Here is a 21,334-nt window from a genome sequence, read left to right on the forward strand (position 1 = left end):
CCCACTTCTCCTTCGAGGGTGACAGGTACCAAAACTGCCGCTACTTGGGCACGTCCACGCGTATGTACGTGACGGTCTGGGCTGCGCCGGTGTGTGGACTGGCGGCGGTGGCACTCCTGTTGGCCCTACGCAGGGTGGAGCGACAGGGCGAGACGCTTCAGGGCCGCCCGATGGCGGTGGCGGCGGCCTGCGTCGTCCCCGTCCTCCTGCTCGCCCAACTCGCGGCGCTGTACTGGGTGTACGCGCCGGATCCGGCGGGCGGGCAGGACTGTTCGGGGCTGACGGTGACGGAACCGGCGGAACCAGCACGACCTCAGGAATGACGGACGACAAGGACCTCATGAACTCTGCCGAGAAGCTGATCTCGTACGCCCGTGCAGGGCACTTCCAGGAGGCACTGCCACAGCTGCTCGACATCGCTCGTCGGCCTGGTGGCGCGCGGGGCCCGGTATGGGAAGCGGCGGCGGCCTCGACCCAGATCCTGCTGTGGCTGGACCGTCCCGGAGAGGCCGCGGATCTGACCGAGTCACTGATCCGGAAGGACGCGCCGAGCGGTGGCGAGCTGTGCGACCAGGACATGCCGTTCGACGACGCGCTCCTGGCGACCCCGGGGGCCTCGCCGGAGGTGATCGCGGACCGCGTGGCCGCTGTGGCGCAGACCGTGCCGACGGGACGCGTCCTGCACAAGCGGTTTTCGTGGCTGGCCGGACAGCTGACTCAACGCCCGCTCGCGGAACTGATGCCGGGGTCCTGGCCTTGGGGCGTGCCGCTCCCGCCCACGGGCGCCAAGTACCGCTCTCCCCTCGTGGACCGCGACTTCGAGACACTCGGAGCCGACGAGCAGCACGTCGTGTGGATGTCACTCAGAACCGCCAACGACTTCCCACGCGCGCACGAACTCTTCGTGGGGGCAGGGCACACACCTCCCCGCTACGCCGAGTGCTGCTGGTTGGCAGGCTGGTACGCGGTCCAGAGAGACATCGAGCGCGGCGAAGCCTTGTTGCTCGCGGCACACAGCCGATGGCACCCGTACAAGAAATGGGACGCGATCCCGACGTGTCCCGTCCTCCAGCCCACTCTCCGCCTGATCGCCACGGAACGCGTACGCGAGCACTATCTGACGCGGCCCATCGGCCCGGAGGCGAAATGATGCCGTGGTGCTGCAGCGGCTCGGGGGTGTGCTCCTAGGTGAACCTCGGCTCCGGCCACTTGCCCTTGTCCATCCTCGCCCGCCGGGCCAACTCGGCACGATCCGGCCCCAGTTCCAGCCGCCGTGACTCCAACTTGTCACAGTCATCCGGCTTGACGAAGAGCATGGCGTCGGTCGTGGGGGAGATGACGACACCGCCGTACGGGAGGTCGCCGGCCACCCAGCCGCCCTCGTCGAACCCTGCCGGCCACCGCGTACTTCCCGCCGCATCGACCCCACGCATCATCGGAGCACCGTGCTGCCCCCGAATCGACACACGCAGCGCGAACACGGTCCCGTAGACCTTCCCCCGCTCCTCCTTCTTGGCGACCCGCGAGTAGTAGGTGAGCGGGTAATGACGCAACACCCGTTTGCAGGAGAAGAATCTGGTGGCAAACCTGAGGCGGAGCACGGTGTAGATCAGAACGAAAAGACCGGCAACCATCGGCAGCGCGATGAGCGTGGAATCCGGCACCACGCCCAGCCTGACGCAGACGACCGGCCCGACCATCAGCAGCACGACCAGACACAGACGGAATACGACGAACTTCGCGAGGGCCCGGAAGTTGTGCGCCAGCACCCGCTCGATGTCGGATGCCGCGGGAACCGTGGCGGGACTTGAAATGTCTGCACTCATGGTGAGTTCGTGAGTTCCTTTTACGCTCGGGCTCGGGCTCGGGCCGTGCCTGCGGCTTGACGCTTCCTGACCTCCATGGGGTTCTCGCCGCCGGGGAGCGCCAGTACCCCTGGCCCCCAGTCGTCCCCCGCGTGCCATGCGCCGTGCTCCATGGCCTCGGGCCACAGCCGCTTGCGGAGCACACCGCTGGCGGACATGAGGTCGCTCCACTCGTTGCGCGCACCTTCGGCCCCGATCCGCAGCCGGACAGGCACGCCGCTCGGGTCGGTGACCTGAGGCTGCCTGCGTACGGCGGAGACGATCCGCCAGGGACGCTGCTCGAGCACGCGTCGCATGCGCTTCAGCGACCGGAGCGAGACGACGTACAGGTACAGCTGACACAGATAGACCAGGAAGGCCACTGCTCCGACCATCCCGAGCAGGTTCCCGCCGCTGCCTCCGCGGCGCCCCTTGAAACGGACGTCTGACAGACCGATAACCCCGAACCCGTCGAGCACGCTCAGCGCGATGAACGAACCGACCCAGAAGAGGGCCCAGAGGGTGAGGCGGGCCCGTACTTTGCGTCTGGTCTTCGTCCAGGCGGTGCGGGTGGCGGGGTCGTCGAAAGCGCATTTGGTGAGGGGGAGTTGCGGCGCCCCCTGAGCTTCACTGGCTACCCCGTGCATGTTTGGCTCTCCTAGATGCTCGACCTCATCGGGCCCCGGGCGCCAGCGTCACCCCGGACTACACGTCAACAACGGTTCATCGTCGGCACGGAACCCTATCCACGTGGTCAGGTGTGGAGAGAACGCTCTTGGCCACGACGGGTTCGGCGTAACGGGAACGCCTCTGTCGGGGTACGTATGGACATTCTCGGTATAGAGCGTCTCGCGGAGCCGCCCCATTGGCTCCACAGGCCCCTCGGGTACTGTCGGGGCCTCAATCGATCGAGTGAGTGCTGGGCATCGCCCCAATGTCAGCAGCTGTCGGGGAGGAGTCGATCCATATGTCCGCTGGTTACCAATTCGACGAAGACCAGGCAAAGCGCGCCTGGAACCGCCTGAGCGAAGCCGCCGAGCGCATGCAGAACGCGCGCAAGCGGCTTGAGGAGGTCGGGCCCAAGACGCTCGGCACCGACGGGCTCGACGATGCCTGCGACACCTTCCAGAGCGAGTGGAAGGACGGCATCACCCGCATCGAGCGTGCCTCCTCCGACATCGCCGAGCGACTCAAGGCCACGATCGACGGTTATGGCAAGACCGAGGACACCGTGGCCACCGGCTTCGGTGCCAAGTAGGGAAGCAGGAGAGGGGAGCGCTGCGTGTCCTGGCGGAGCATGTTCATAGAGGACGACAGCGGCTGGCCTGGCGTCGGGTTCAACCCGGCCAAGGGCGACGCGGATGCAGTCGATCTCCTTGCCAAGCACGTCGCCTCGGTCGGGCGTGAGCTCGACGAGTTGGAGGAACTGCTGACGTCGGTCGGCAAGGACGGCGGCTGGTGGCAGGGTGACGCGGCCGAGAAGTTCCGGGCCAAGCTCGCCGATCTGCCCAAGTACCTCCGGCAGGGCGGGGATTCCATGAAGGCCTGTGCGAACGGCCTGCGGGTCTACCACGACCACCTGACCGGCATGCAGAAGCGCGCACAGAGCGTGGAGGCCGAGGCCGTACCCGCCCGCAGGGACGCGGACGCGAAGCGTGATCGCCTCCTGGACCTGAACAACAGGTATGCGGGCCGCGTCATGGAGGCCGCTGAGGCCGAGCGTGTCAATCGCATGATGAGCTCCGCCTCCGACGCCTCGCAGGACGCCACGGACAAGCTCAACCAACTCGTTCGTGAGGCGGAGGACATCCACGCCGCGTGGAAGGACCGGGCGGGGGAGGCCGAACGCGTCATCCTGAAGGCTTCCGAGAACCATCCGCCGGACTTGTCCGTCTGGAGCCGCATGGCCGACGGCCTCAAGGAGGCCTGGGGAGGCTTCAAGGACTGGCTTGTCGACCACGCCGATCTGCTGTCCACGATCTCCGCCAGCCTGGCGGTGGCTGCTCTTGCGGTGAACGCCATCCCTGTGGCGGGCCAGGTGGCCTCCGGGATCCTGGGAGCCGGATCCGCGGTGTGCGCCGCAGGGGCGATGGCTGGGCACTGGATGGGGAACGCCCGCGGTAACGGCACCCCGGCTTGGAAGATCGGGCTGGATGCGCTGGGGATCATTCCGGGTGTGGGTGGAGTGGTAAAGGGCGCCAGTGCAGGTGTGAAGGAGGCAAGTAAAACGGCTGCGTTGGCAGGAGAGGGGGCTTCCTTGATCGGAAAGGTGGGCGCCGCCGGAAAGGGCCTCGTCAGCAAGGGGGCCGGCAAGAACATCGTGGATGCGATTGAGAATCCCCTCAGCATGAAGGGCATCAATGCGGCGCTGGGGAAGATCGCGGGAAAGGAACTGCCGCCGGCCCCCACCCAGATGGTCATCAAGGGGGTCTCGGCAGCCAAGGGCGCCTGGCATGAGATCACCGGCGAAAACAATGTGCAGCCCCAGGCTTCTGCCTCACCGGACAGCAGCAAATACCGCCAGACGCTGGCGGCCTGAGCTGTGGTGGAAGGAACAACCGCATGACCTTGCCCATTCCGTCCACCCCGGACCGGACCGAATTGCGGATCGGCTGGATCATGCCGCCGTTCGTGCACGAGCTTCCCTTGGATGCCGCGTCCGATGAGGAAGCGGCGCAAGAGCTCTACGAGTTGGCTTGCGACGTCCTGCCCAACAGTGGGCAGGATGCTCGGCTTGCGTTCGCTCAGCTCCTCGGTGCGCAGGTGGTCGAGCTGAAGAGTGACGGTGCTCTGTACGCAGGACTGTGCTTCTTGGAGATCGAGGGCGCGATCACGGCCTCCACCATCCTGGTCACGCAGTTCGAGCATGATCTGCCAGAGGCCGATCCCGATGAACGGCTGCGTGACACTCTCGATGAGGCCTACCCGCAGGACGAGGTCTTCCCGGTGACCCTGCCTTGCGGCGCTGCGGTCACCCGTGTGGCCGTGGCGGCCCTTCACGTTCAAGATGCCGATGACGGCACCACCGTGAACCTCCCACGCAACGTCATTCAGACTTACGTTCCACTCCCGGGCACCGCCGAGTTGCTCCTCTTCGAGCTCAGCCTGTTCACCCCTGAAGGCTGGGACACGCACTCCGAGTTGTTCGCCGAGGTTCTGCGCACCATCGACTGGGCTACGGACGCCGAGATCGCCCAGCACCGGCACCCGCAACAGCCCGCGCACGAGGCGCTGTTGCCCGAGCCGGAAACCCAGGAACTACTGCGACGACAGTCGAGCCAGCTCCTGGACGTTATGGCTGTTCGCCGCGCCCTCGATGAGCGCTACGATCAGCTTGCATCGCTCACCTGCGACGACTGTTCCGCTCGAGGTCTGCATTCCTCCTGTGTCGCTCAGCACCGTTGGCGTATTCAAGGTCTCGATGAGGATTCCGCCCGCAACGCCCTGACGGGCGCAGCTACTTACTTGAGCGACATGGGCTGGACGCATTTGTGGCAGGGGACCGAGGGAGCCATGACTCTGACCGCGGAGCAGGCTGCTGCGCCGGAAACGAGCCTCGTCACGCCCGGTATCCGCATGAGCGCCGTATTCCAGGACGGAACGTGCACGGTGGCGGTCACCACCAAGTGCCCCCGCGAAAACGCCACTTCGGCGCCAACGCCCTTCGGCTAGTCGCACCGGAGGACCATCCGGACTCGCCCATTTCGACAGCACAGGAGTTGTACCTAGCTCATGGATCCCTTCGCAGTCGGGAACGTCGAGGCGATGCGCCCGCGTGTCGTCGCCCTTCTCCCGCCGGGAACTACGGTCACCGGCCCCTTCGCCATCAACCGCCTGGATTGGTGGAGAGAAAGCGAGCCCGTCGCTCCGGCCGACCGGCGTCCGGAGGTATTCGGTGATGCCGACGGACCCGTAGGTACGGGTCAGAAGGCCAAGCTGGTGGCCACAACATTGTTCTGGGGGGATGAGAACGCCCCGAAGAATGGGCCGAAGAACATCTGCGACGACCCGAACAAGCGGGAGAAGTTCAAGCGCCGGAAGCGCGGCTTCTGGGGAGGCTGGGGCAGTCTGGCCGGACAACTGGAAACCGCGATTCAGCCCCGCTCTCGCTGGTGGTACGTGTACTCGTTCCTCGTCCTGACCCCCGACGGACTGCAGGTCTTCTACGCGCCCAGTGCTGAGATGCCCCCTTCTGACATCGCAGATGAAGGCGCCGAGGCTGGCTGGCACTGCCCGCGTTCTCAACTGGCATGGATCCGTCGCCAAAAGAAGGAGGAGCTCTTCGAGTTCGGCTTCGCCGACGGATCCTGGGCGACTCTCCATCTTCCCAATCCCGAGGCGTTCATCACACAGGTGTCGGGCATCCTTCCGGCTGGCGCACCCAGGCCGTAGGCGAAGAGCGTTCGGCCGTTCCCGTGCCCACTGGCGGCCCCGACTCGACCCCACCGAGCAACCCGTGCCGCAACAGCCGGATCATCCGGACCACCGGTCGGGCATGTCTCCCGGCCCGCCGACGCAGGCGATGCAGCCGCCCCCTTACGCGCCTCAGGAAGCCGAGGAGCCTCCGCCTCCGAAGCCTGTCCGGGACGTGTTCGGATGAGTGCACGGCGCCCGCCGGAAACCAGCGGCGCGCTCCCGGCGGAAGCCCTTGACCTGTTGCAGGTGAGGGCTGTTCACCTGGCGGAGGTGCCGGGCCTGGCGGAGGTGGCGAGGGCCATGGGCGTCGACAGAGGGGTCGACTATCTGGCCGACCCGGAGGTCGCCGCGATGCTCCATCGCCATCGGTGGCTGCTGGGCCGGATGAACTCACGCGGGGCATGGGGAGGCTTGCTGATCACCCCAGGCGCGTTCGGTGCGTGGTTCCTGATCGACGCCACCGACTGGGGAACCCTCGACCCGGTGGTCGGCCTGACCCTCTGCTCGCCCGTGGTGCTACTGCTCGCAGCCGGCGTGTACCTGCTGTCACGAGCGTTCTGGGTCCGTCGTGTATGGATACGCGGCGGGACCCGCGATCAGGTCAACGGATATCTTCAGATCCTGTCGACATCAGGGCTCGCGCTCCGTCAACTGCCCACGTGGCTCAAGCCGCCCACCGGAAAGAGCTGGCGATGACCTGCGACCTCGAACCCATTCCCGCCGACCACTTGGGCCAGGAAACGTGAGTAGCGAATTCAACGTTCACTATCCGACTGCGCAAGAAAGGGCAGCGGCCAACTTCCAACGCCTCATCAAGGTACGAGGCGGGAACGTGATCCATGTCCAAGGGGAGTTTCCGAACAAGGGCACAGCGGACGGCGGGGGGCCGAGGTTCACCCTCTTCGCTGACCAGGCAGGGAGCGGGCCCTTGTGTTCCGTGGCCCGGCGCACGACCGGTCCGAATGCGGGCGCCGACCTGGTCGTGACGGGGGCTGACGGGGCTGAACTGGGCGTGCTGCGACTGCCGACCTCGGGCGGGGGTGGGCGACCCAAGTACGAGATGGAACTGCCGGACGGCACGAGCCTGGTCGGTCGTCGTGGAACCGTCGGCGCGTGGATTCTGTACGTGCTGCTCTCGCCGCTGCTGCTGGTCTTCAACGTGGCGGGCCTCGTAGGCGGGTACGGTCGCCCCGATTGGCATCTGCCGTCGCGGACGGCGTGGCGCACGAAGGGTGACTTCGGGCTGGGCCTCGCCCCCTTGAAGTTCTACGGGATGTCCGACAAGTACAAGGTCCGGATGGCCCGTTTGGACATGCGGGTCGTCTACGCGCAGGCCGTACTGCATGAATGGGACGGCTGAGCCCGGCCGTTCGAAGTTCGGCACGCCATTGGGCAAGGCGTTACCGCGCTGGGCAGGTCATCGGGGCGCGCGGCCGGGAGTCGGGAGATGGCGGCCGACGCGTCTGTCGAGACATCTGACATCTGACATCTGTAGGGCGATCGCCCGGCGGCCCACGGACCGGGCATCGAGGTCGACATGGCAGCCCTGAAGCCCCCCACCGGCGAAGTCGCGGACATGGACACCAAGGCAGCGAAGCTTCGGAGCGCACTTCGAAAAAGGCCGAAGCACCTCACGGGCAGCCTCATGCCCTATGTTCGCTGCGATGAACGCGGCCGCCGTGCCCCAGAATCTGGTCCTGTTCGCGGGGCACGTGGCCACGAAGAGGACCGGTCCTTGAGGACGCCCCGGGGTGGCGGAAGAACGTTACGCGTACGAAAGGCGTCCCGACCCGCGGAGCCTGGATGAGCGTACGAACACAACGCCTTCGAGCGGGTCCCAGACAGTGAGGGATGTTTTCGGGTGAGCGGATCGGACCGCAATCAGACGTCGGTCGTGCGAGCGCGGGCGGTCGCGCCGGGTGGCGAGGCGCCGCGGGGAGAGCACCGGGTCGCCCTGGCTGCCCGGGCGCCCGGCCATTTCCGCCGCACGCGCGGTCTGCGGTCGGAGCGCCGGACCCCCTTCAGGTGGTGCATGCTCCCGGTTCATGGGGCGGCGAGGCTGATCTCCATGACCTGGAACCCGTTTGAAGCGCTCTTCGATGCGATCTTCTTGCGTGAGGAGAAGAAGCCCGGGAAGCCGTTCTCCGGCGACTGGAACTCCATGGCGGGCCACCTGGCGCGGGCCACAAAGCCCAGGACCAGGAACGGAGCGGACGTGGTCATGCAGGTCACTGGACATCACCTGCAACTCGCGTACGTGTCGTGCGCCGGCTCGCTCACGGGCAGGCATGGCGCGGTCGAGGTGGGCTGGTCGACGGAGCTCGGCAAGGTGAGCTGGATCCGGGACCGAAGCGACGTCGTGGGTGGCTGTCACGAGATCGGGTTCGTCGATGGTTCGTGGTGCTCGGTCCAGTTCATGGGCCAAGGCTGGCGGCGTATGGCGGAGGCGTTTCCGGTGAGGCTGAGCCACCTTGATCGTATGCCGGTCGGGCTGGGCGCCTCCTCGTCATGGTGACGGTTTTGGCGGTGCGGCCCGGTCCGACATCGTGCTCGCCCGGGAGGGTACGGATCGCACTGGCTGCATGGCCCTCGACTTGTGTAGGACCATTCGCTGGGCGAATAGGTCACTGAAGAAGGATCCCCAAGCCTCCGAATCGAGTGCATTGAAGTGGTGGAGCCGCACACGACCCGGAGCGTGCGTGGCTTTGCTTGAGGCGTGCATTCGCAAGCTGCGGCCCGAGCAAGCGCAGTCCATCGCGTAAGTCTTCATAGCAGGACGGCGGTTCACCCGGCATGTCCGCGATGGTGTTCGGGTGGGCAGTGCCTGCGAGAGGGGGGGGCACTCGGCAGTGGCTACCAGGTGGAGGCGCGCTGTCAGGTGAGGCGTACCCGGAGGAGTGCGGCGAGCAGGGTGCGGCGGCGAATTGGGGCTGCCGACGGGGACACATGAGTGAGGTAATTGCGCGGCTTATGCCCCATAAGGCAGCGTATCCGCCGCACCTGTCGTGGAGTTGTGACGGGTAGCACCGAGCGGGGTGTGGGTGCCGTTCGCTAGGCTAAGGACAGGCTTGTGACAGGGGACCGGACTTATCGCCCCCAAGGGGAAGAACGGGACTAGCGGGATGAACGGGGAGGGCCAAGCGCATGGCCGGTGACGGGTACAAGGTCGATCTGAGCGCGCTCGATCAGGTCATCAGGAAGCTGAACGGGGTTATCGGTGACCTCGGTAAGGCGAACGCGGACACGAAGCACAACACGTATCTCCCGAAGGGCGCGTTGGGGACCGGGTTCGACGAGGCCGAGGAGTTGTCCCGCGCGCACGATGAGATGAAGACGCACCTCGAGGAGGTCGTCGACCACCTGGAGTCGGTGATGGACGACTTTGGCACGAAGACGAAGAGGGCGCACGGTGCGTACCAGGACGCCGAGGCAGACACTGCGGGCGCGGTGAACGGGGCAACCTCGGCGTCGGCCTCGTCCTCGTCCTCCACGGCAGGGTCCGGCACGGGCGCGGCGTATGGGTCGATGGCGTGATTGACGTGGAGTTTGTGAACTACGTGAGTGACAGAGGGCGAGAGGAACGGGGGCTGGCGGTATGAGTGGGGATGGGTATCAGGCGCCGACGCAGTGCTACGTCGGAGAGAACACGACCAACTTCAAGAACCACGACATGGACACCATGAAGGCCATGGTCCAGAACGCCAAGCCAGGCGACGTGCACGACGCCGCTCGGGGCTGGAAGGGCGTCCACGATCAGCTCGTCGACGCCAAGGCGGCCTACGAGTCGGCCGTGTCCGAAGTGCTGCAGCACTGGGAGGGCGCGTCTGCCGACCAGTTCCAGGCCCGGGCCAAGGTCATCATGAAGAAGATCCAGGACACGGCCTCGTACGCGACGAACGTCTCGCTGGCGATGAGTAATGCGGCCCATGTGCTTGGCGAGCTCAGGCCCGAGGTCATGGCTATGCAGAAGCCGAGCGCGGGCAGCAGCATGGGCGACCGCTTCACCGACGGCATTGGCCGCGATGAGGATGGCCTCAACCGCGACATCGCCAATTCGAACGTCTCCGCGCAGCAGATCGTCGACAATCGCGAAGGCGATATGTCCGAGGGTCGCGAGGCGCAGATGAAGATGGCTGTGAAGATGGAGCAGCTGGGGGCGGGGTACAACGCGCAGACCAAGGCTATGGGGACATGGCCCAAGAGGCCGCCGTCGGAAAATCCTGAGGACTATCCAGGTGACCCCGGAGGCGTAGCTCCCGTTCCGATCGTTGCCGGTTCCGTAGGCGGCCCTTCTCGAAGTGCAGGGGCAGCCAACCTCAGCCGCTCCAGTGGCTCGGGCTCGTCAATCAAGGGTGTGAAGTCGCCGACTGCCAACGGCATCAGCGGCGGTATCGGCTCGCAGAAGCCGACGGCCGGCTCGCAGATCGGTGCCGGCAACCTCAGCTTCAACGGTGGCTCGGGCACCGGAGCCGGTGGTATTGGCGCGGGGGCCGGCGCTGGTACTGGCGGCATCGGTGGCGGCATGGCTGGTTCTGGCGCAGGCGCCGGCGCCGGTGGTGCCGGAACGGGGATCGGTGGCGGAATCGGTGCGGGTGCAGGCCTCGGTGCGGGCGCCGCAGGCCGTGGCGGCGCAGGCGCTATGGGACGCGGCGGTCTCGGCGGCGGTGCGGGTGCCGGAGCCGCTGGCAAGGATGCCGCGAAGGGCATGAAGGGCAACTCGCTCGCCCGTACTAAGGGCGGCGAGATCGGCAAGTCCGTTGTCAAGCCGGGCTCCGGACAGCAGGGCGGTTCTGCTCTGCGTCAGAAGCCGAAGACCGCGACCGGTGGTACTGGCAATACCGGACGGAATGGCCTCGGTGGGCACGGCGCTCAGACGGGCAACGGCAAGGACAAGAAGCGGCGCGACAACTCTCGTCCGGACTACCTGGTCGAGGACGAGGAGACCTGGGCAAGCGGTCGCACTGTCAACCCCAAGGTCGTGGAATAGTCAGGCCTACTGGTTAAGTATGCGGTGAAGACGAGACGGGGCCCGCAGCCTTCGGGCTGTGGGCCCCGCCCTGCGAGGGAAGGTGTTACGGCATGAGCTTCACGCGAGCGCTGCGCGCGGTGGGCGCTGCAGCGGCGGCGGGAGCGCTGCTTTTCGCGGCCGCGCCGACGGCGTCGGCGGACCAGGTCAGAGATGACCAATGGGCGTTGTCAGCGTTCGCCGCCGAGAAGGTCTGGAGCGAAGCGACCGGAAAGGGCGTCACGGTCGCCGTCATCGACGGCGGCTTCAAGAAAGATCACGCCGACCTCACCGGGCAGTTCCTCAAGGGTAAGAACCTCGTCGACGGGTCCGACGAGTCGACCGTGGACCAAGAGGACGTGGGTCACGGTACCGCGATGTCGGGCATCATCGCCGGACATGGGCATGGTGCGGGAGGCGCGAGCGGAATCAAGGGGCTGGCCCCTGATTCCAAGATCCTCCCTATCCAGTCGATCGGAGACCTAGACACTTACTTTGCGAAGCCGATCAAGTATGCGGTGGATCATGGTGCGGACGTCATCAACATCTCCCGTGCAGTGGACAACGGTGGTGAGGATTCGGCGGCCATTGAGGCGGAGCGCGAAGCTATCGCCTATGCGCTGGATCACGGCGTGCCCGTCGTGGCCGCATCCGGAAACAACGGGAGGGCGGCCGTCGACGACCCCGCCAACCAAGCGGGTGTTGTGGCCGTGGGTGCGATCGATTCGCGGGGCGAGATCTGGAGCGACTCCAACTATGGATCTCAGCTCATGCTCACTGCGCCTGGCGTAAAGAACGTCGTCGCAGGTCTCGACGCTGATGGCTACGACCAGGCCAATGGCACCTCCGGCTCCACCGCCTATGTCTCCGCCACCCTTGCCCTCCTCAAGCAGAAGTTCCCCGACCTCTCCGCAGGCCAGCTGGTGAACCGCCTCGTCAAGACGGCCGGGCTTCCCGCCTCTGCTAAGGGCACATCGCTCCCGGACGAGCGTTACGGCTACGGGTTCATCAAGCCGTATTCCGCGCTCACCGAGGACATCCCCGCCGGCTCGAAGAACGGCCCCCTGAAGGCCGATGAGCTGAACGCTGCGATCGCCAAGGCTAAGGGCAGTGGCGCCTCGGCGCCGTCGTCCTCGTCGCCGGACGCCGCCTCCGACTCCTCGGACTCTGGCGGCATGAGCACCGGCTTGATCGTCGGGATCGCCGCTGGTGTTCTCGTCGTCCTGGTGGTCGTCGTCATTGTGGTCGTGCGCAGCCGCAAGAACAACGGCGGCGGCCCGCCCCCGCCCTCTGGTGGAGGCTGGGGTGGCGGCGGTGGTCAGGCCCCGTATCCCGGGCAGCAGCCAAACCCGTACCAACAGCAGGCCCAACCCGCGCCGGGTTCGTACCCGCAGGCGCCGTCGCAACCGCCGTACGGTCAGGGTTAGTTCCTCGACCGCCGACGTGTCACTGTCTCGTGCCCCGCATCCGTAAGGACGCGGGGCACGAGACGTACGTGGGATGGGTGTTTGCCCTTGGGGTGCGGGATGGGGGAGGCCTGGGCTGGATGGCTGACAAGTCGCAGCTAGCCCTGGATGACCAGGGTTCAGTCGCTCTCAGAAAGTGGTTCGTTAAGGCTTCCTCTGTGCGCAAGACCGGAAGGCAAGTCGGCCTAGACGAACGGCCAGTTGGCCAACCTGAAGTGGCCGAGCATCACAGCCTGCTGGCTTAGCAACCGGTCACGACGACGATACGGGGCCCCAGCCTCCGGCTGTGGGCTCGCCCTGTGAGGGAGGTGTTATGGCATGAGCTTCACGCGAGCGCTGCGCGCGGTGGGCGCTGCAGCGGCGGCGGGAGCGCTGCTTTTCGCGGCTGCGCCGACGGCAGCGGCAGACCAGGTCAGAGACGGTCAGTGGCCACTTACGGCCTGGTACGCAGAGAAGATCTGGAGGGTCGCAACCGGCAAGGGCGTCACTGTCGCAGTGATCGACGATGGCGTAGCTGCGAACCATCCGGACCTCAAGGGCAACGTCTTGACGGGCAAGGACTTCATGTCCGGAGACGATGACGCTTCGCCTGAAGGTGAAGACAGCCATGGGACTGCCATGGCGGGTGACATTGCGGCGCATGGCCATGGGGCGAATGGAGCGGCGGGCGCGAAGGGCTTGGCCCCCGATGCCAAGATCCTCCCCATCCGTGACACAGGTGGTGACGTGGGCTGCTTCGCGCGGTCAATCCGCTACGCAGTCGATCATGGCGCCCAGGTCATCAACATTTCGCAAGGTGTCAGCCAGTGTGCGGACAAAGGTGCGGAGCATGAGGCCATCTCCTACGCCATCGATAAGGGCACGCCGATCGTTGTCGCTTCTGGAAATGAGGGAAGGAACTCGGATGACTTGCTGCCCAACAGCTATCCGGGCGTCGTCTCGGTAGGGGCAGTGGAGAGCAGCGGTGAAGTCTGGGGCAAGTCGAATTACGGCAAGACCGTTCTCTTGGCTGCGCCTGGTGCAGAAATCGTTACTACCGGCACAGTGCCTACCGGATATTCAAAGGGTGACGGCACCTCCGACTCCGCCGCCTACACCTCGGGGGCCCTGGCCCTCCTCAAGCAGAAGTTCCCCGACCTCTCCGCAGGTCAATTGGTCAACCGCCTCGTCAAGACCGCCGGCCTCCCCGCTTCCGAGAAGGGCGCGTCGCTCCCCGACGAGCACTACGGCTACGGATTCATCCAGCCGCTTGCCGCGCTCACGAAGGACATCCCGGCCGGCTCGAAGAACGGCCCGCTCAAGATCGACGAGTTGAATGCCGCCGTCGGTAAGGCCAGCGGAGGCGACTCCTCGGGCACGCCGTCCTCCTCGGCACCCGACGCCGCCTCCAACTCCACGGACTCCGGCGGTATGAGCACCGGCCTGGTCATCAGAATCGCCGCCGGCGTCCTCGTCATCCTGGTGATCGTCGTCATCGTGATCGTGCTCAGCCGCAAGAAGAACGGCGGCGGCCCGCCCCCGCCCCCCGGCGGTGGCTGGGGTGGCGGTGGCCATCAGCCGTACCCGACGCAGCAGCCGTACCCGGGCTCGTACCCGCAGCAGGCGCCTCCTGCACCGGTTGGTTCGTACCCGCAGGCCCCTTCGCAGCAACCGCCGTACGGTCAGCAGTAGTTGCCGTCTGGCGTTCGCCACGGCTGAGCCCCGCGTCCGTATCGGACGCGGGGCTCAACCGTTGGGCGAGGTGGCACTCGGATCTGCCGCCTTGTATCGAGAAAGCGCGGATCCTGCCCCGCTCCTCGACGCCTCTGTCGCATCGGCGTCAGTCGCCAGGTGGCGGGGATGGACTGCCGATCCCGGGACGTCCGGGGCCTGTTCCCAGGAGTGGGCCACGGGCCTGGAGCGATGGACGATGCTCACTCGGACCGGAGGTCTTGTGGGCGCCGGACTGCGGTCCGCCGTCGACCTGACCCAGTGATCGTAGGGCCCTGCCTAGAGCTTTTCTTTGCTGTTACATTAGCGTTCCTTGACCAGGACATCGCGCTACTCGGGGGATGCGTGCCGCCTCAACATGCCGCCATGCAGGCCGTGTTGACCGGACTGTGGGTCGTACGGACGTCAAGTCGCCCTCCGAGGAAGCCGCGTGAGGCCCATCTCGAGAGAGTGAGACCAAGCCCATGGGTGACGGATACGACGTTTCACCGGAGGCTCTGCGCCGTTACACAAATGCAGTCGAGTCGGCGCAGGGTCGATTGCTGCAGATCCGCGATCGCAATATCGACCTGAACTTGAGTGATGGAGTGTTCGGGCAGCTTCCCGAAGCCAATTCGCTTCGCTCTGATTATCACGAGCAGAAGCAGCAGTCGGAGGAGGACCTCACGGATGCCGCGGAGGCGCTCGCTGAAATAGCTGAAGCCGTGCGGGAAACGGCGGAGGGATACGACAGCACCGAAGAGAGCAACTGGCAGACGATGGAGGGCCAGCGCTGATGGGTGTGGGGCAGGCTGCTACGGGTGCCTTGGATCGGATCAGTTACACCCTGGATTGGTCCAATCCGCTCGCCGCGACAATGGATGAGGTGATCAAGGGCGTCCTGGATTACGTCGGTGCCGACGACTGGTTCGACTGGGTCACCGGGGACAGCGACCTGCTTCAGGAGACCGCGGCCCAATGGAGGGCGTCAGCCGGCCGCCTGCGAGACGTCGTGGCCGATTTGCAGGCGGAGCGCAAGGCTCTCGCGCACGACTGGGCCGGCGAGGCTTCCGAGGCATTCCAGCAAAGAATGCAGAAGTTCGAGGACGCGATCCTTGGCGAAGCGGAAGATGCCATCACCATCGCCGAGCTCCTCGAGCAGGCCGCCGCGGCGTGCGCGATCGCCGAAGAGGCGATGCAGGATCTCCTGGTCGAGCTGGTCGAAGTGGTCCTCGCGTCGCTTGCGACCACGGCAGTCCTGTCTCTGCTGACCGCAGGCGCCGCCGCCGCCATCGGGCCGGTTGTGGCAGCTGCCGGCGCCGCAAGCAAGATCGCGAAGGCGTCGAGGATCGCCGGCTCGCTCGCCACCAAGCTCGATGACTTGGCCAAGTCCTTGCAGTTGATGAGGAAGGCAGCGAAGCTCCGCCGTTTCCTGCGTTCAAAGGATGTCGGGAAAACGATGAAGGGGGCGCGGAAGAGGATCGCGTTGGATCTACTGCGCGGAAATCGTCCGGACGCCGGTGATGTTGCCCAGTACATGGCGGTCAAGCAGGTCAAGTCCACGGTCAAGGGGGTCATGGGCGTGGATGTGGCCGGTGCTGTGACGGGCGCCGCGACGGAGAATTCGCCAGCGTACGCAGAAGAACGCAGGGAGTATGAAGCACGCGAAACTCCGAGATCGTTCGAGGAGCGCAGCGGACGGAGTGAGGGGCACACAGGGAAACCTGTAAAGGACGTATTCGGGTGAACACGGGTAATCGCTTCCTCCCGCGCGATGCAACAAAGAGGGAACTCAATGGCTAGGAAATCCACCCAAGACCGCGTCAGGGACGCGATGGCACTGTCCGCCGGGGTCGTCGCAGCGCATGAGCCTGTACTGGCTTCGCATGTTGTGCAGACCGACAGTTGGGTTCCGGCACCACCCTGGTCACTGCGGTCCTGGTCCATCAGTGCATCGCGATCCATGGCAGAGCGCATGATGGCCAGGTGGGAAAGGGTCTCCTTCTGGGAGAGGATCGATCCAGCGGGCGCGTTGCTGCGCCGACGCGATCGGCGAGAAGCTCTCAAGGGAGGCTGGAACTCGGATGCCGGCAGCCTGGCGTGCGCCCTGTCCCCTCGAGACTGCCACGAGCCCGTGCACGCACTCGTCGTAGGCCAGCGGGCGCTGCACGTGGTCGAGGTGGCAGGGCGACTGGACGCCGGGACGGTCGGGCCCACGACGAAGGTGGTCTGGCAGCGGGATCGGACATGTCTGCGGTGGGTGCGCAGCAGGAGCGACATCAAGCACAGCCTGCATGAGGTCGGCTTTGCGGACGGGAGTTGGTTGATGCTTGACTTCCGTGGTCCGGCCTGGAACCAGGAGGGCATGACGCCTCCGAGCAGGCTGCCCGCAAGTGTGGCGCGGCCTGGGATGTAGCGACCTTCGGGGAGTGCATGTCGCTGAGGCAGGGTGATCGCAGGGGGGGGCAGGCATCACGGAGACAAGCCGCAAGGTGGCGGATCCGAACAAACCCAGGACCGTCTCGGGATGAGTTCGCAGTCGACACCGCCGCGCGGCGGTACAACTCGCGTTTTGGGCGCGGCAAGTTGGGTGGCATCGGCTTGTGTTGTGCTCGGTCTTCTCGGCTGGCTCTTCCTGGATGAGTTGAGCCGCCGACGAGCGTTGGTCCTGGTATGTCTCGCCTGCGTCGCCGTCGTCGGGGCCACCGGGCGCGGGCGTCGGAACGGTACTGGGCGGGCCGCCGACTACGACGTCGTACGTTCACGGCTCGCTGGGACGATACCGATGGCGAGCGGGTTTTCTGCCCGGCTTCCCTTTGGGAGAGGGGGGGACTCGCGCCAGAACGAGCTGCAGGAGCTCGATGTCGTCGGCACGGCGTGCGACCACGCCGGCCGTGTCCGTCGGGGCATGGGTGACGAGGAAACCGGGCCGACTCTGATCAGCGCAGTGTGTCTTCTGTGCGTGCGTCCGCAGGGGGTGTCGTGGTCCGGACGGGCGGTGATACCGGGAGCTCAGAGGCCTCCTTGCAGCCCACGAGGGCGGCCATCTTCCGTACCACCGGATAGACGACGGTGACCAGGAGCTTCTTGCGCTCGGCGCGAGGAAGGTCCGATTCGGATTCTTCGAGAATGCCCACGAGGTAATGCTTTTCGTCGGGGTCCAGGTTCGGATTACGGGCGCTGCATCTGACAAGTACCCCGGTCTGTTCCCCGTTCGAGAAGGCTTCGTCGCCCACGGAGAAGAAGGTGTATCCAGAGAGGTCTTTCGGGAGTTGGATGTTGTCCATCCAGCTGAAACCCAACGGTGTATCGGCTGACCCCGCAAGCGAGTCGCCCGCCAGCGAACCACTCGTCGCTATGCCGCACGCATACACCCACGATTCCTCCACCTGTATTACCTCGTCGGCTGCCGAGCGCAGACTCTTGTGGTTGAACCTGGCGGTATCTGCATATTTATTTGAATAAAGTTTCTCGAAAGCTTTTGCTTCCTTGGAGGTAAGGTCCACCCCGCAGAACTTCTTGGCCGCTCGGGCGTTCCATTCCTTTCTGTCATCGTTGCTGTCTCCCGTGCAGGCCGACATAACGGCGAGCAGTAGGAACGCCAGTGCTGCGGTGAAACAACGAACCTTGCGTCGCGCCATGATTAGTCCTTCTGGCTGTAGGGGCGCGCGAACTGGGCCCTCGGTTGTAGCCGTTCGCCGCGATGCCGCGAGCGGGAAGTGCACCGTGAGACCGTTTGCGCGATCACCGATCTGGCCTCGGCCGAGGCTTCCCCGCAGAAGGTCGCCCGCCTGACCCGGTCGCAGTGGACGACCGAGAACCGGCCCCACCACGTCCGCGACACCACCTTCACCGAGGACGCCTCCAAAGTCCGCCCGCTCAAGCTCCTGGACATCAGCTGACCAGCACCACTGCAAGATCACAAAGACTTTGAATCAGCCCTGCTTGTCGGGCGGATGGAGTAGGGCGCCGTGCGACCCGCAGACTATTTCGGTGCTGCCGTCGTGCTGATTGCTGGGGAGGCCGGGAGGTCGGCCGACTCTTCGCACCCCACGAGCCCCGCCATCTTCCGCAACACCGGATAGAGGATCGAGATGTGGAGCTTCCGGCGTTCGGCAACCGGGAGATCCGAGTCCGGGCCGTTAAGACTTGCGACAAGGTAGTGCTCCTTGTCGGGGTCGAGATTTGGCACGGAGGCGCTGCACTTCATGAGGATGTACGTGAGCCGTCCGTTGGAAAATGCCTGGTCGGCCACGGAGAAGGATACGTCTTGGTATTTACGGGAAGGGGTGATGAGGCCGGAGGACCAGCCGAATCGGATGTCCGCCCCATCGCGCACCGAGTCGTACCCGAGGACTTCACACGCAGTCAGGTCGTCGCGGGGCACCTGCTTCACCTCGTGGGCCGCTTTGGTCAGTTTGCCGCTGGATTTCGGCTCCTTGATGTTCTTTCCCGCGAGTAGCTTTTCAAAATCCCTGGTCGCTGAGGGTGTCAGGGAAGAGTCACAGAACTTCTTGGCGATGTCCGGTACGGAATCCCTGTGATCTTCGCCCTCCTCACCGGAGCAGCCAATCGCCGCCAGGGTCAGGAGTGACAGGATGGCCGCGGCCAGGGGGTATGTCTTGCGTTTCGCCATTCCTAGTCTTCCCTCTTGTAGGCAGGGCGAGAACTCTCACCCCGGTCGTAACCGTTTCTCACCTCAGTGGTGAGCTGCCTGCTTGTCGACGAGTCCGCCCCGATACCGTGGGCCTCGTTGTAAGCGGTGACCGGGAGGGCCGCGTGGTTCTCCCCGGTGTCCGTATATTCCCTTTGCGCAGTGATCAAGTCGTCGGCGTTGTCCGCTTCATATTTCTTCGCGGTGTCATCGATTTGCTGGCCGACGAATGTCTCCAGAGCCCCACCAGCGGTCTCAGCGGCCAGCGGGACAGCGATCGCCGCACCAACGCCTCCGGTCGCGATACCCACGGCGCCGCCGATGACGGCCCCCGTTCCCCACTTGACCCACTCGGTGGACTTGCCGAGGCTCTCTTTCTGCTTCTCCTCGTTGTCCTTGTAGTCCGCCTCTATTTGTTCGAGGCGTGAACCGTCCAGGATTCCGTGCACTTCAGCACCTGTGCCGGCGGTGGACGCCGCTTCCGTGGTGTTGTGCGTCGAGTCCATGACTCCGAGCGTGTACGCCTGTTGTGCCTGGGACATCGCCGCGTGGGTGTTCTCGTTCTGCCCCATGACCGTCAGGAAGTCGCGGGCGTCGCCTCGCGAAATGTTGGCGTGAGCCTGCCCCTTCGTGTCGTACAAGGGGTCGCGGGCGTCGCCGTTCCGTTCACCGAAGTCCGAGACACCGTTGTTCAGGTCGTCGATGTATGCGGCCCCGACCTTGCTGATGCTGTCCTCGATGCCGGGGCGTTCGTGCATGAGCTCCGGGTGGCGTCCGTAGGACGTGACCAGGCGTTCCATCACGGCCGCGCCGTCCGCGTTTCGGTCCAGCGGGGGAACGTCCGCTCCGTGCGGGCGGCCGATGGTGGCGGACTCCAGGGCGTGGCCCAGGGAGTTGTGGCCGGCGACCTTGCCATTGTCTTCGCCGAGTACGGCGTCGGCGGGCCAGTCGCGGGCCTTGGTGTCACCGCCGCCGACGAGGTAGTCGAAGTTCTCTTCCTTCTTGAAGAAGTCTGCCGAGGCGCCGGGGTTGTGGCCGAGGGCTTCGAGGTAGCCGGTCATCGGGTCGTTGCCGCGGTCGTTGCCTGCGCCGAAGTTGAGGTCGGCGGTGTTGGTGTTCCCGGTCCACAGCATGTCGAGGTCGGCGCCGTTGCTCAGTTGGCGTTCGTGGGACACCAAAGAGTTGCCGTAGTCCAGCAAGAATTTGTCGTCGTAGTCGCCGTGGCGCATGAGGTTGCTCATGACCTGGAACCCGAACGGGTTTCCCGCATGGTCGGTGCCGAGGCGCTGCGGGCCGAGTTCGACGATTTCCTTCTCCCACGCCTGCATGGCCTTGCTGTCGGACTGGGTGGCCGTGCCGAGTGTGGAGCCGAGTTCCGTCTGGAGTTGCTTGAGCAGCTTCTCGCGGTCCTTGTGGTCGGCCATGTGGGAGCCGCCTTGGTAGGGGTCAGCCATCTCGGCCCAGAACTCCATGGTGCGTTTCGGGCCCATGCGTGTGGCGAACATCTCGGAGAACTCTCTGTCGTCCTTGTTCGCCTTCAACAATGTGTTCAGTTGCCGGAGTTCGACATTGGTGAGTTTGTCGCCCTTCTTTGCAAGGGCGTAGGCCTGTTGAGCCTCGGCAGCGTCGAGTGTGGTGTGGACCTTGGTGTTGAAGGATTTGCTGTTGTCGCCGTTGGCGTCGCGTTCGAGGGCGTAGCTTGCGGCCTGGTCGGCGGCGGTGGCCAGTTCCAGTACCTGGTTGATCCGGGCTTCGAGGGAGTCGAGCTTCTTGTTGCGCTCGGGGACGAAGACGTCCTCGTAATCCGGGTCGTGGCGTGCTCCGACGTCTTGGTGAGTCGGATGGACGTCTTCGATGACGCCTTTCTCGGAGATCCGGAAATGGTCGGCGCGGGCGTTGTCGATCAGGGAGTGGAGCTGTTTCTGGAACTTGGCGAACTCGCCGTGGGCGTCGCTGAGGAGCTTGGCGATGCGGCCGGCCTCGGTGGCGGCGTCCTCGTACTGTCTGCGGGCCTTCTTCATGACGGAGAAGGCTGCTTCGGACGCGTCTCCTTCCCAGTGGCCTTCGAGGTGGGTGATGACCCGGCGCGTGAACTCGTCGTGCAGGCTCTGGTATTTGGCGGGGAGTGCCTTCCAGGAGTCGGCTGCCGTGGCCAAGGGGGCGAGGTCTGCCTCTTTGAGGTAGGCGAAGGAGGGCATGCGTGGCGGTTCCCTTATGGGGTGACGTGGAGTGGGGCGGACGGGGCGCCCGGGAGCGGCTG

Annotated in this window: 21 protein-coding genes; 16 read left to right on the forward strand and 5 right to left on the reverse strand. The window is 65.4% G+C overall.

Translation table 11 applies throughout. The features are described from left to right. Positions 1–107: 107 nt before the first annotated feature. Complete coding sequence (locus ACYSUO_RS22285; RefSeq protein WP_461777969.1) at positions 108–323, forward strand: hypothetical protein; 216 nt, start codon at positions 108–110, stop codon at positions 321–323. Next, entirely contained in the window at positions 320–1,150 is an 831-nt protein-coding gene (locus ACYSUO_RS22290; RefSeq protein WP_461777970.1) for a hypothetical protein, read from the forward strand. Before ACYSUO_RS22285 ends, ACYSUO_RS22290 begins: the two co-directional genes overlap by 4 nt. A gap of 34 nt (positions 1,151–1,184) precedes the next feature. Here the strand turns inward: ACYSUO_RS22290 and ACYSUO_RS22295 are convergent, their stop codons facing one another. Further along, positions 1,185–1,826, reverse strand: a complete 642-nt coding sequence (locus tag ACYSUO_RS22295) for a hypothetical protein (protein ID WP_461777971.1) — start codon at positions 1,824–1,826, stop codon at positions 1,185–1,187. Positions 1,827–1,846: 20 nt separating this feature from the next. Next, positions 1,847–2,491, reverse strand: a complete 645-nt coding sequence (locus ACYSUO_RS22300; protein WP_461777972.1) for a hypothetical protein — start codon at positions 2,489–2,491, stop codon at positions 1,847–1,849. A gap of 320 nt (positions 2,492–2,811) precedes the next feature. On the opposite strand from ACYSUO_RS22300, the gene ACYSUO_RS22305 reads away from it, so the two are divergent. The 13 genes from ACYSUO_RS22305 (at position 2,812) to ACYSUO_RS22365 (ending at position 16,167) form a co-directional block, all read left to right on the forward strand. Next, a complete protein-coding gene (locus ACYSUO_RS22305) occupies positions 2,812–3,102 on the forward strand; it encodes a WXG100 family type VII secretion target (RefSeq protein WP_461777973.1) in 291 nt (96 codons plus the stop codon). 39 nt (positions 3,103–3,141) lie between these two features. Next, entirely contained in the window at positions 3,142–4,383 is a 1,242-nt protein-coding gene (locus ACYSUO_RS22310) for a putative T7SS-secreted protein (protein ID WP_461777974.1), read from the forward strand. A gap of 23 nt (positions 4,384–4,406) precedes the next feature. Beyond that, the gene (locus tag ACYSUO_RS22315) at positions 4,407–5,516 is read left to right on the forward strand and encodes a hypothetical protein (protein ID WP_461777975.1); all 1,110 of its coding nucleotides are present in this window, start codon (positions 4,407–4,409) and stop codon (positions 5,514–5,516) included. 60 nt (positions 5,517–5,576) lie between these two features. Further along, positions 5,577–6,236 (forward strand): hypothetical protein, encoded by a 660-nt coding sequence (locus tag ACYSUO_RS22320; RefSeq protein WP_461777976.1) that lies wholly within the window; start codon positions 5,577–5,579, stop codon positions 6,234–6,236. A gap of 204 nt (positions 6,237–6,440) precedes the next feature. Continuing rightward, on the forward strand, positions 6,441–6,956 hold the full coding sequence (locus tag ACYSUO_RS22325) for a hypothetical protein (RefSeq protein WP_461777977.1): 516 nt from the start codon (positions 6,441–6,443) through the stop codon (positions 6,954–6,956). A 46-nt stretch (positions 6,957–7,002) separates the two neighbouring features. Beyond that, a complete protein-coding gene (locus ACYSUO_RS22330; RefSeq protein ID WP_461777978.1) occupies positions 7,003–7,620 on the forward strand; it encodes a hypothetical protein in 618 nt (205 codons plus the stop codon). A gap of 708 nt (positions 7,621–8,328) precedes the next feature. Next, positions 8,329–8,775: a hypothetical protein gene (locus tag ACYSUO_RS22335; RefSeq protein ID WP_461777979.1), complete on the forward strand. Its 447-nt coding sequence runs from the start codon at positions 8,329–8,331 to the stop codon at positions 8,773–8,775. A 629-nt stretch (positions 8,776–9,404) separates the two neighbouring features. After that, positions 9,405–9,794 carry a hypothetical protein gene (locus tag ACYSUO_RS22340; protein ID WP_461777980.1) on the forward strand — a complete coding sequence of 130 codons (390 nt, stop codon included), beginning with the start codon at positions 9,405–9,407 and terminating at the stop codon, positions 9,792–9,794. Between the two features lie 136 nt (positions 9,795–9,930). Further along, positions 9,931–11,247, forward strand: coding sequence for a WXG100 family type VII secretion target (locus ACYSUO_RS22345; protein ID WP_461777981.1), 1,317 nt, complete (start codon positions 9,931–9,933; stop codon positions 11,245–11,247). A gap of 92 nt (positions 11,248–11,339) precedes the next feature. Further along, a complete protein-coding gene (locus ACYSUO_RS22350; protein ID WP_461777982.1) occupies positions 11,340–12,692 on the forward strand; it encodes a S8 family serine peptidase in 1,353 nt (450 codons plus the stop codon). A gap of 357 nt (positions 12,693–13,049) precedes the next feature. Continuing rightward, the gene (locus ACYSUO_RS22355; RefSeq protein WP_461777983.1) at positions 13,050–14,402 is read left to right on the forward strand and encodes a S8 family serine peptidase; all 1,353 of its coding nucleotides are present in this window, start codon (positions 13,050–13,052) and stop codon (positions 14,400–14,402) included. 503 nt (positions 14,403–14,905) lie between these two features. Then, on the forward strand, positions 14,906–15,217 hold the full coding sequence (locus ACYSUO_RS22360) for a DUF2563 family protein (protein WP_461777985.1): 312 nt from the start codon (positions 14,906–14,908) through the stop codon (positions 15,215–15,217). Then, the gene (locus ACYSUO_RS22365) at positions 15,217–16,167 is read left to right on the forward strand and encodes a WXG100 family type VII secretion target (protein WP_461777986.1); all 951 of its coding nucleotides are present in this window, start codon (positions 15,217–15,219) and stop codon (positions 16,165–16,167) included. The genes ACYSUO_RS22360 and ACYSUO_RS22365 overlap by 1 nt, the downstream gene beginning before the upstream one ends. A gap of 1,192 nt (positions 16,168–17,359) precedes the next feature. Here ACYSUO_RS22365 and ACYSUO_RS22370 read toward each other — a convergent pair. Further along, positions 17,360–18,061 carry a hypothetical protein gene (locus tag ACYSUO_RS22370; protein WP_461777987.1) on the reverse strand — a complete coding sequence of 234 codons (702 nt, stop codon included), beginning with the start codon at positions 18,059–18,061 and terminating at the stop codon, positions 17,360–17,362. Positions 18,062–18,139: 78 nt separating this feature from the next. On the opposite strand from ACYSUO_RS22370, the gene ACYSUO_RS22375 reads away from it, so the two are divergent. After that, positions 18,140–18,322 (forward strand): hypothetical protein, encoded by a 183-nt coding sequence (locus ACYSUO_RS22375; RefSeq protein ID WP_461777988.1) that lies wholly within the window; start codon positions 18,140–18,142, stop codon positions 18,320–18,322. Positions 18,323–18,405: 83 nt separating this feature from the next. Here the strand turns inward: ACYSUO_RS22375 and ACYSUO_RS22380 are convergent, their stop codons facing one another. After that, a complete protein-coding gene (locus ACYSUO_RS22380) occupies positions 18,406–19,056 on the reverse strand; it encodes a hypothetical protein (protein WP_461777989.1) in 651 nt (216 codons plus the stop codon). A gap of 2 nt (positions 19,057–19,058) precedes the next feature. Continuing rightward, positions 19,059–21,272 (reverse strand): hypothetical protein, encoded by a 2,214-nt coding sequence (locus ACYSUO_RS22385; protein WP_461777990.1) that lies wholly within the window; start codon positions 21,270–21,272, stop codon positions 19,059–19,061. Positions 21,273–21,334: the final 62 nt, after the last annotated feature.

Source organism: Streptomyces sp. UC4497, assembly GCF_054871485.1.

Bases quoted from the DNA above. Each gene is read 5' to 3' on its own strand.
- ACYSUO_RS22355 (WP_461777983.1), top strand. From the start codon at position 13,050: ATGAGCTTCACGCGAGCGCTGCGCGCGGTGGGCGCTGCAGCGGCGGCG.
- ACYSUO_RS22310 (WP_461777974.1), top strand. From the start codon at position 3,142: ATGTTCATAGAGGACGACAGCGGCTGGCCTGGCGTCGGGTTCAACCCG.
- ACYSUO_RS22300 (WP_461777972.1), bottom strand. From the start codon at position 2,491: ATGCACGGGGTAGCCAGTGAAGCTCAGGGGGCGCCGCAACTCCCCCTC.
- ACYSUO_RS22320 (WP_461777976.1), top strand. From the start codon at position 5,577: ATGGATCCCTTCGCAGTCGGGAACGTCGAGGCGATGCGCCCGCGTGTC.
- ACYSUO_RS22365 (WP_461777986.1), top strand. From the start codon at position 15,217: ATGGGTGTGGGGCAGGCTGCTACGGGTGCCTTGGATCGGATCAGTTAC.
- ACYSUO_RS22350 (WP_461777982.1), top strand. From the start codon at position 11,340: ATGAGCTTCACGCGAGCGCTGCGCGCGGTGGGCGCTGCAGCGGCGGCG.
- ACYSUO_RS22315 (WP_461777975.1), top strand. From the start codon at position 4,407: ATGACCTTGCCCATTCCGTCCACCCCGGACCGGACCGAATTGCGGATC.
- ACYSUO_RS22290 (WP_461777970.1), top strand. From the start codon at position 320: ATGACGGACGACAAGGACCTCATGAACTCTGCCGAGAAGCTGATCTCG.
- ACYSUO_RS22345 (WP_461777981.1), top strand. From the start codon at position 9,931: ATGGACACCATGAAGGCCATGGTCCAGAACGCCAAGCCAGGCGACGTG.
- ACYSUO_RS22385 (WP_461777990.1), bottom strand. From the start codon at position 21,272: ATGCCCTCCTTCGCCTACCTCAAAGAGGCAGACCTCGCCCCCTTGGCC.
- ACYSUO_RS22325 (WP_461777977.1), top strand. From the start codon at position 6,441: ATGAGTGCACGGCGCCCGCCGGAAACCAGCGGCGCGCTCCCGGCGGAA.
- ACYSUO_RS22380 (WP_461777989.1), bottom strand. From the start codon at position 19,056: ATGGCGAAACGCAAGACATACCCCCTGGCCGCGGCCATCCTGTCACTC.
- ACYSUO_RS22305 (WP_461777973.1), top strand. From the start codon at position 2,812: ATGTCCGCTGGTTACCAATTCGACGAAGACCAGGCAAAGCGCGCCTGG.
- ACYSUO_RS22335 (WP_461777979.1), top strand. From the start codon at position 8,329: ATGACCTGGAACCCGTTTGAAGCGCTCTTCGATGCGATCTTCTTGCGT.
- ACYSUO_RS22295 (WP_461777971.1), bottom strand. From the start codon at position 1,826: ATGAGTGCAGACATTTCAAGTCCCGCCACGGTTCCCGCGGCATCCGAC.
- ACYSUO_RS22360 (WP_461777985.1), top strand. From the start codon at position 14,906: ATGGGTGACGGATACGACGTTTCACCGGAGGCTCTGCGCCGTTACACA.
- ACYSUO_RS22340 (WP_461777980.1), top strand. From the start codon at position 9,405: ATGGCCGGTGACGGGTACAAGGTCGATCTGAGCGCGCTCGATCAGGTC.
- ACYSUO_RS22370 (WP_461777987.1), bottom strand. From the start codon at position 18,061: ATGGCGCGACGCAAGGTTCGTTGTTTCACCGCAGCACTGGCGTTCCTA.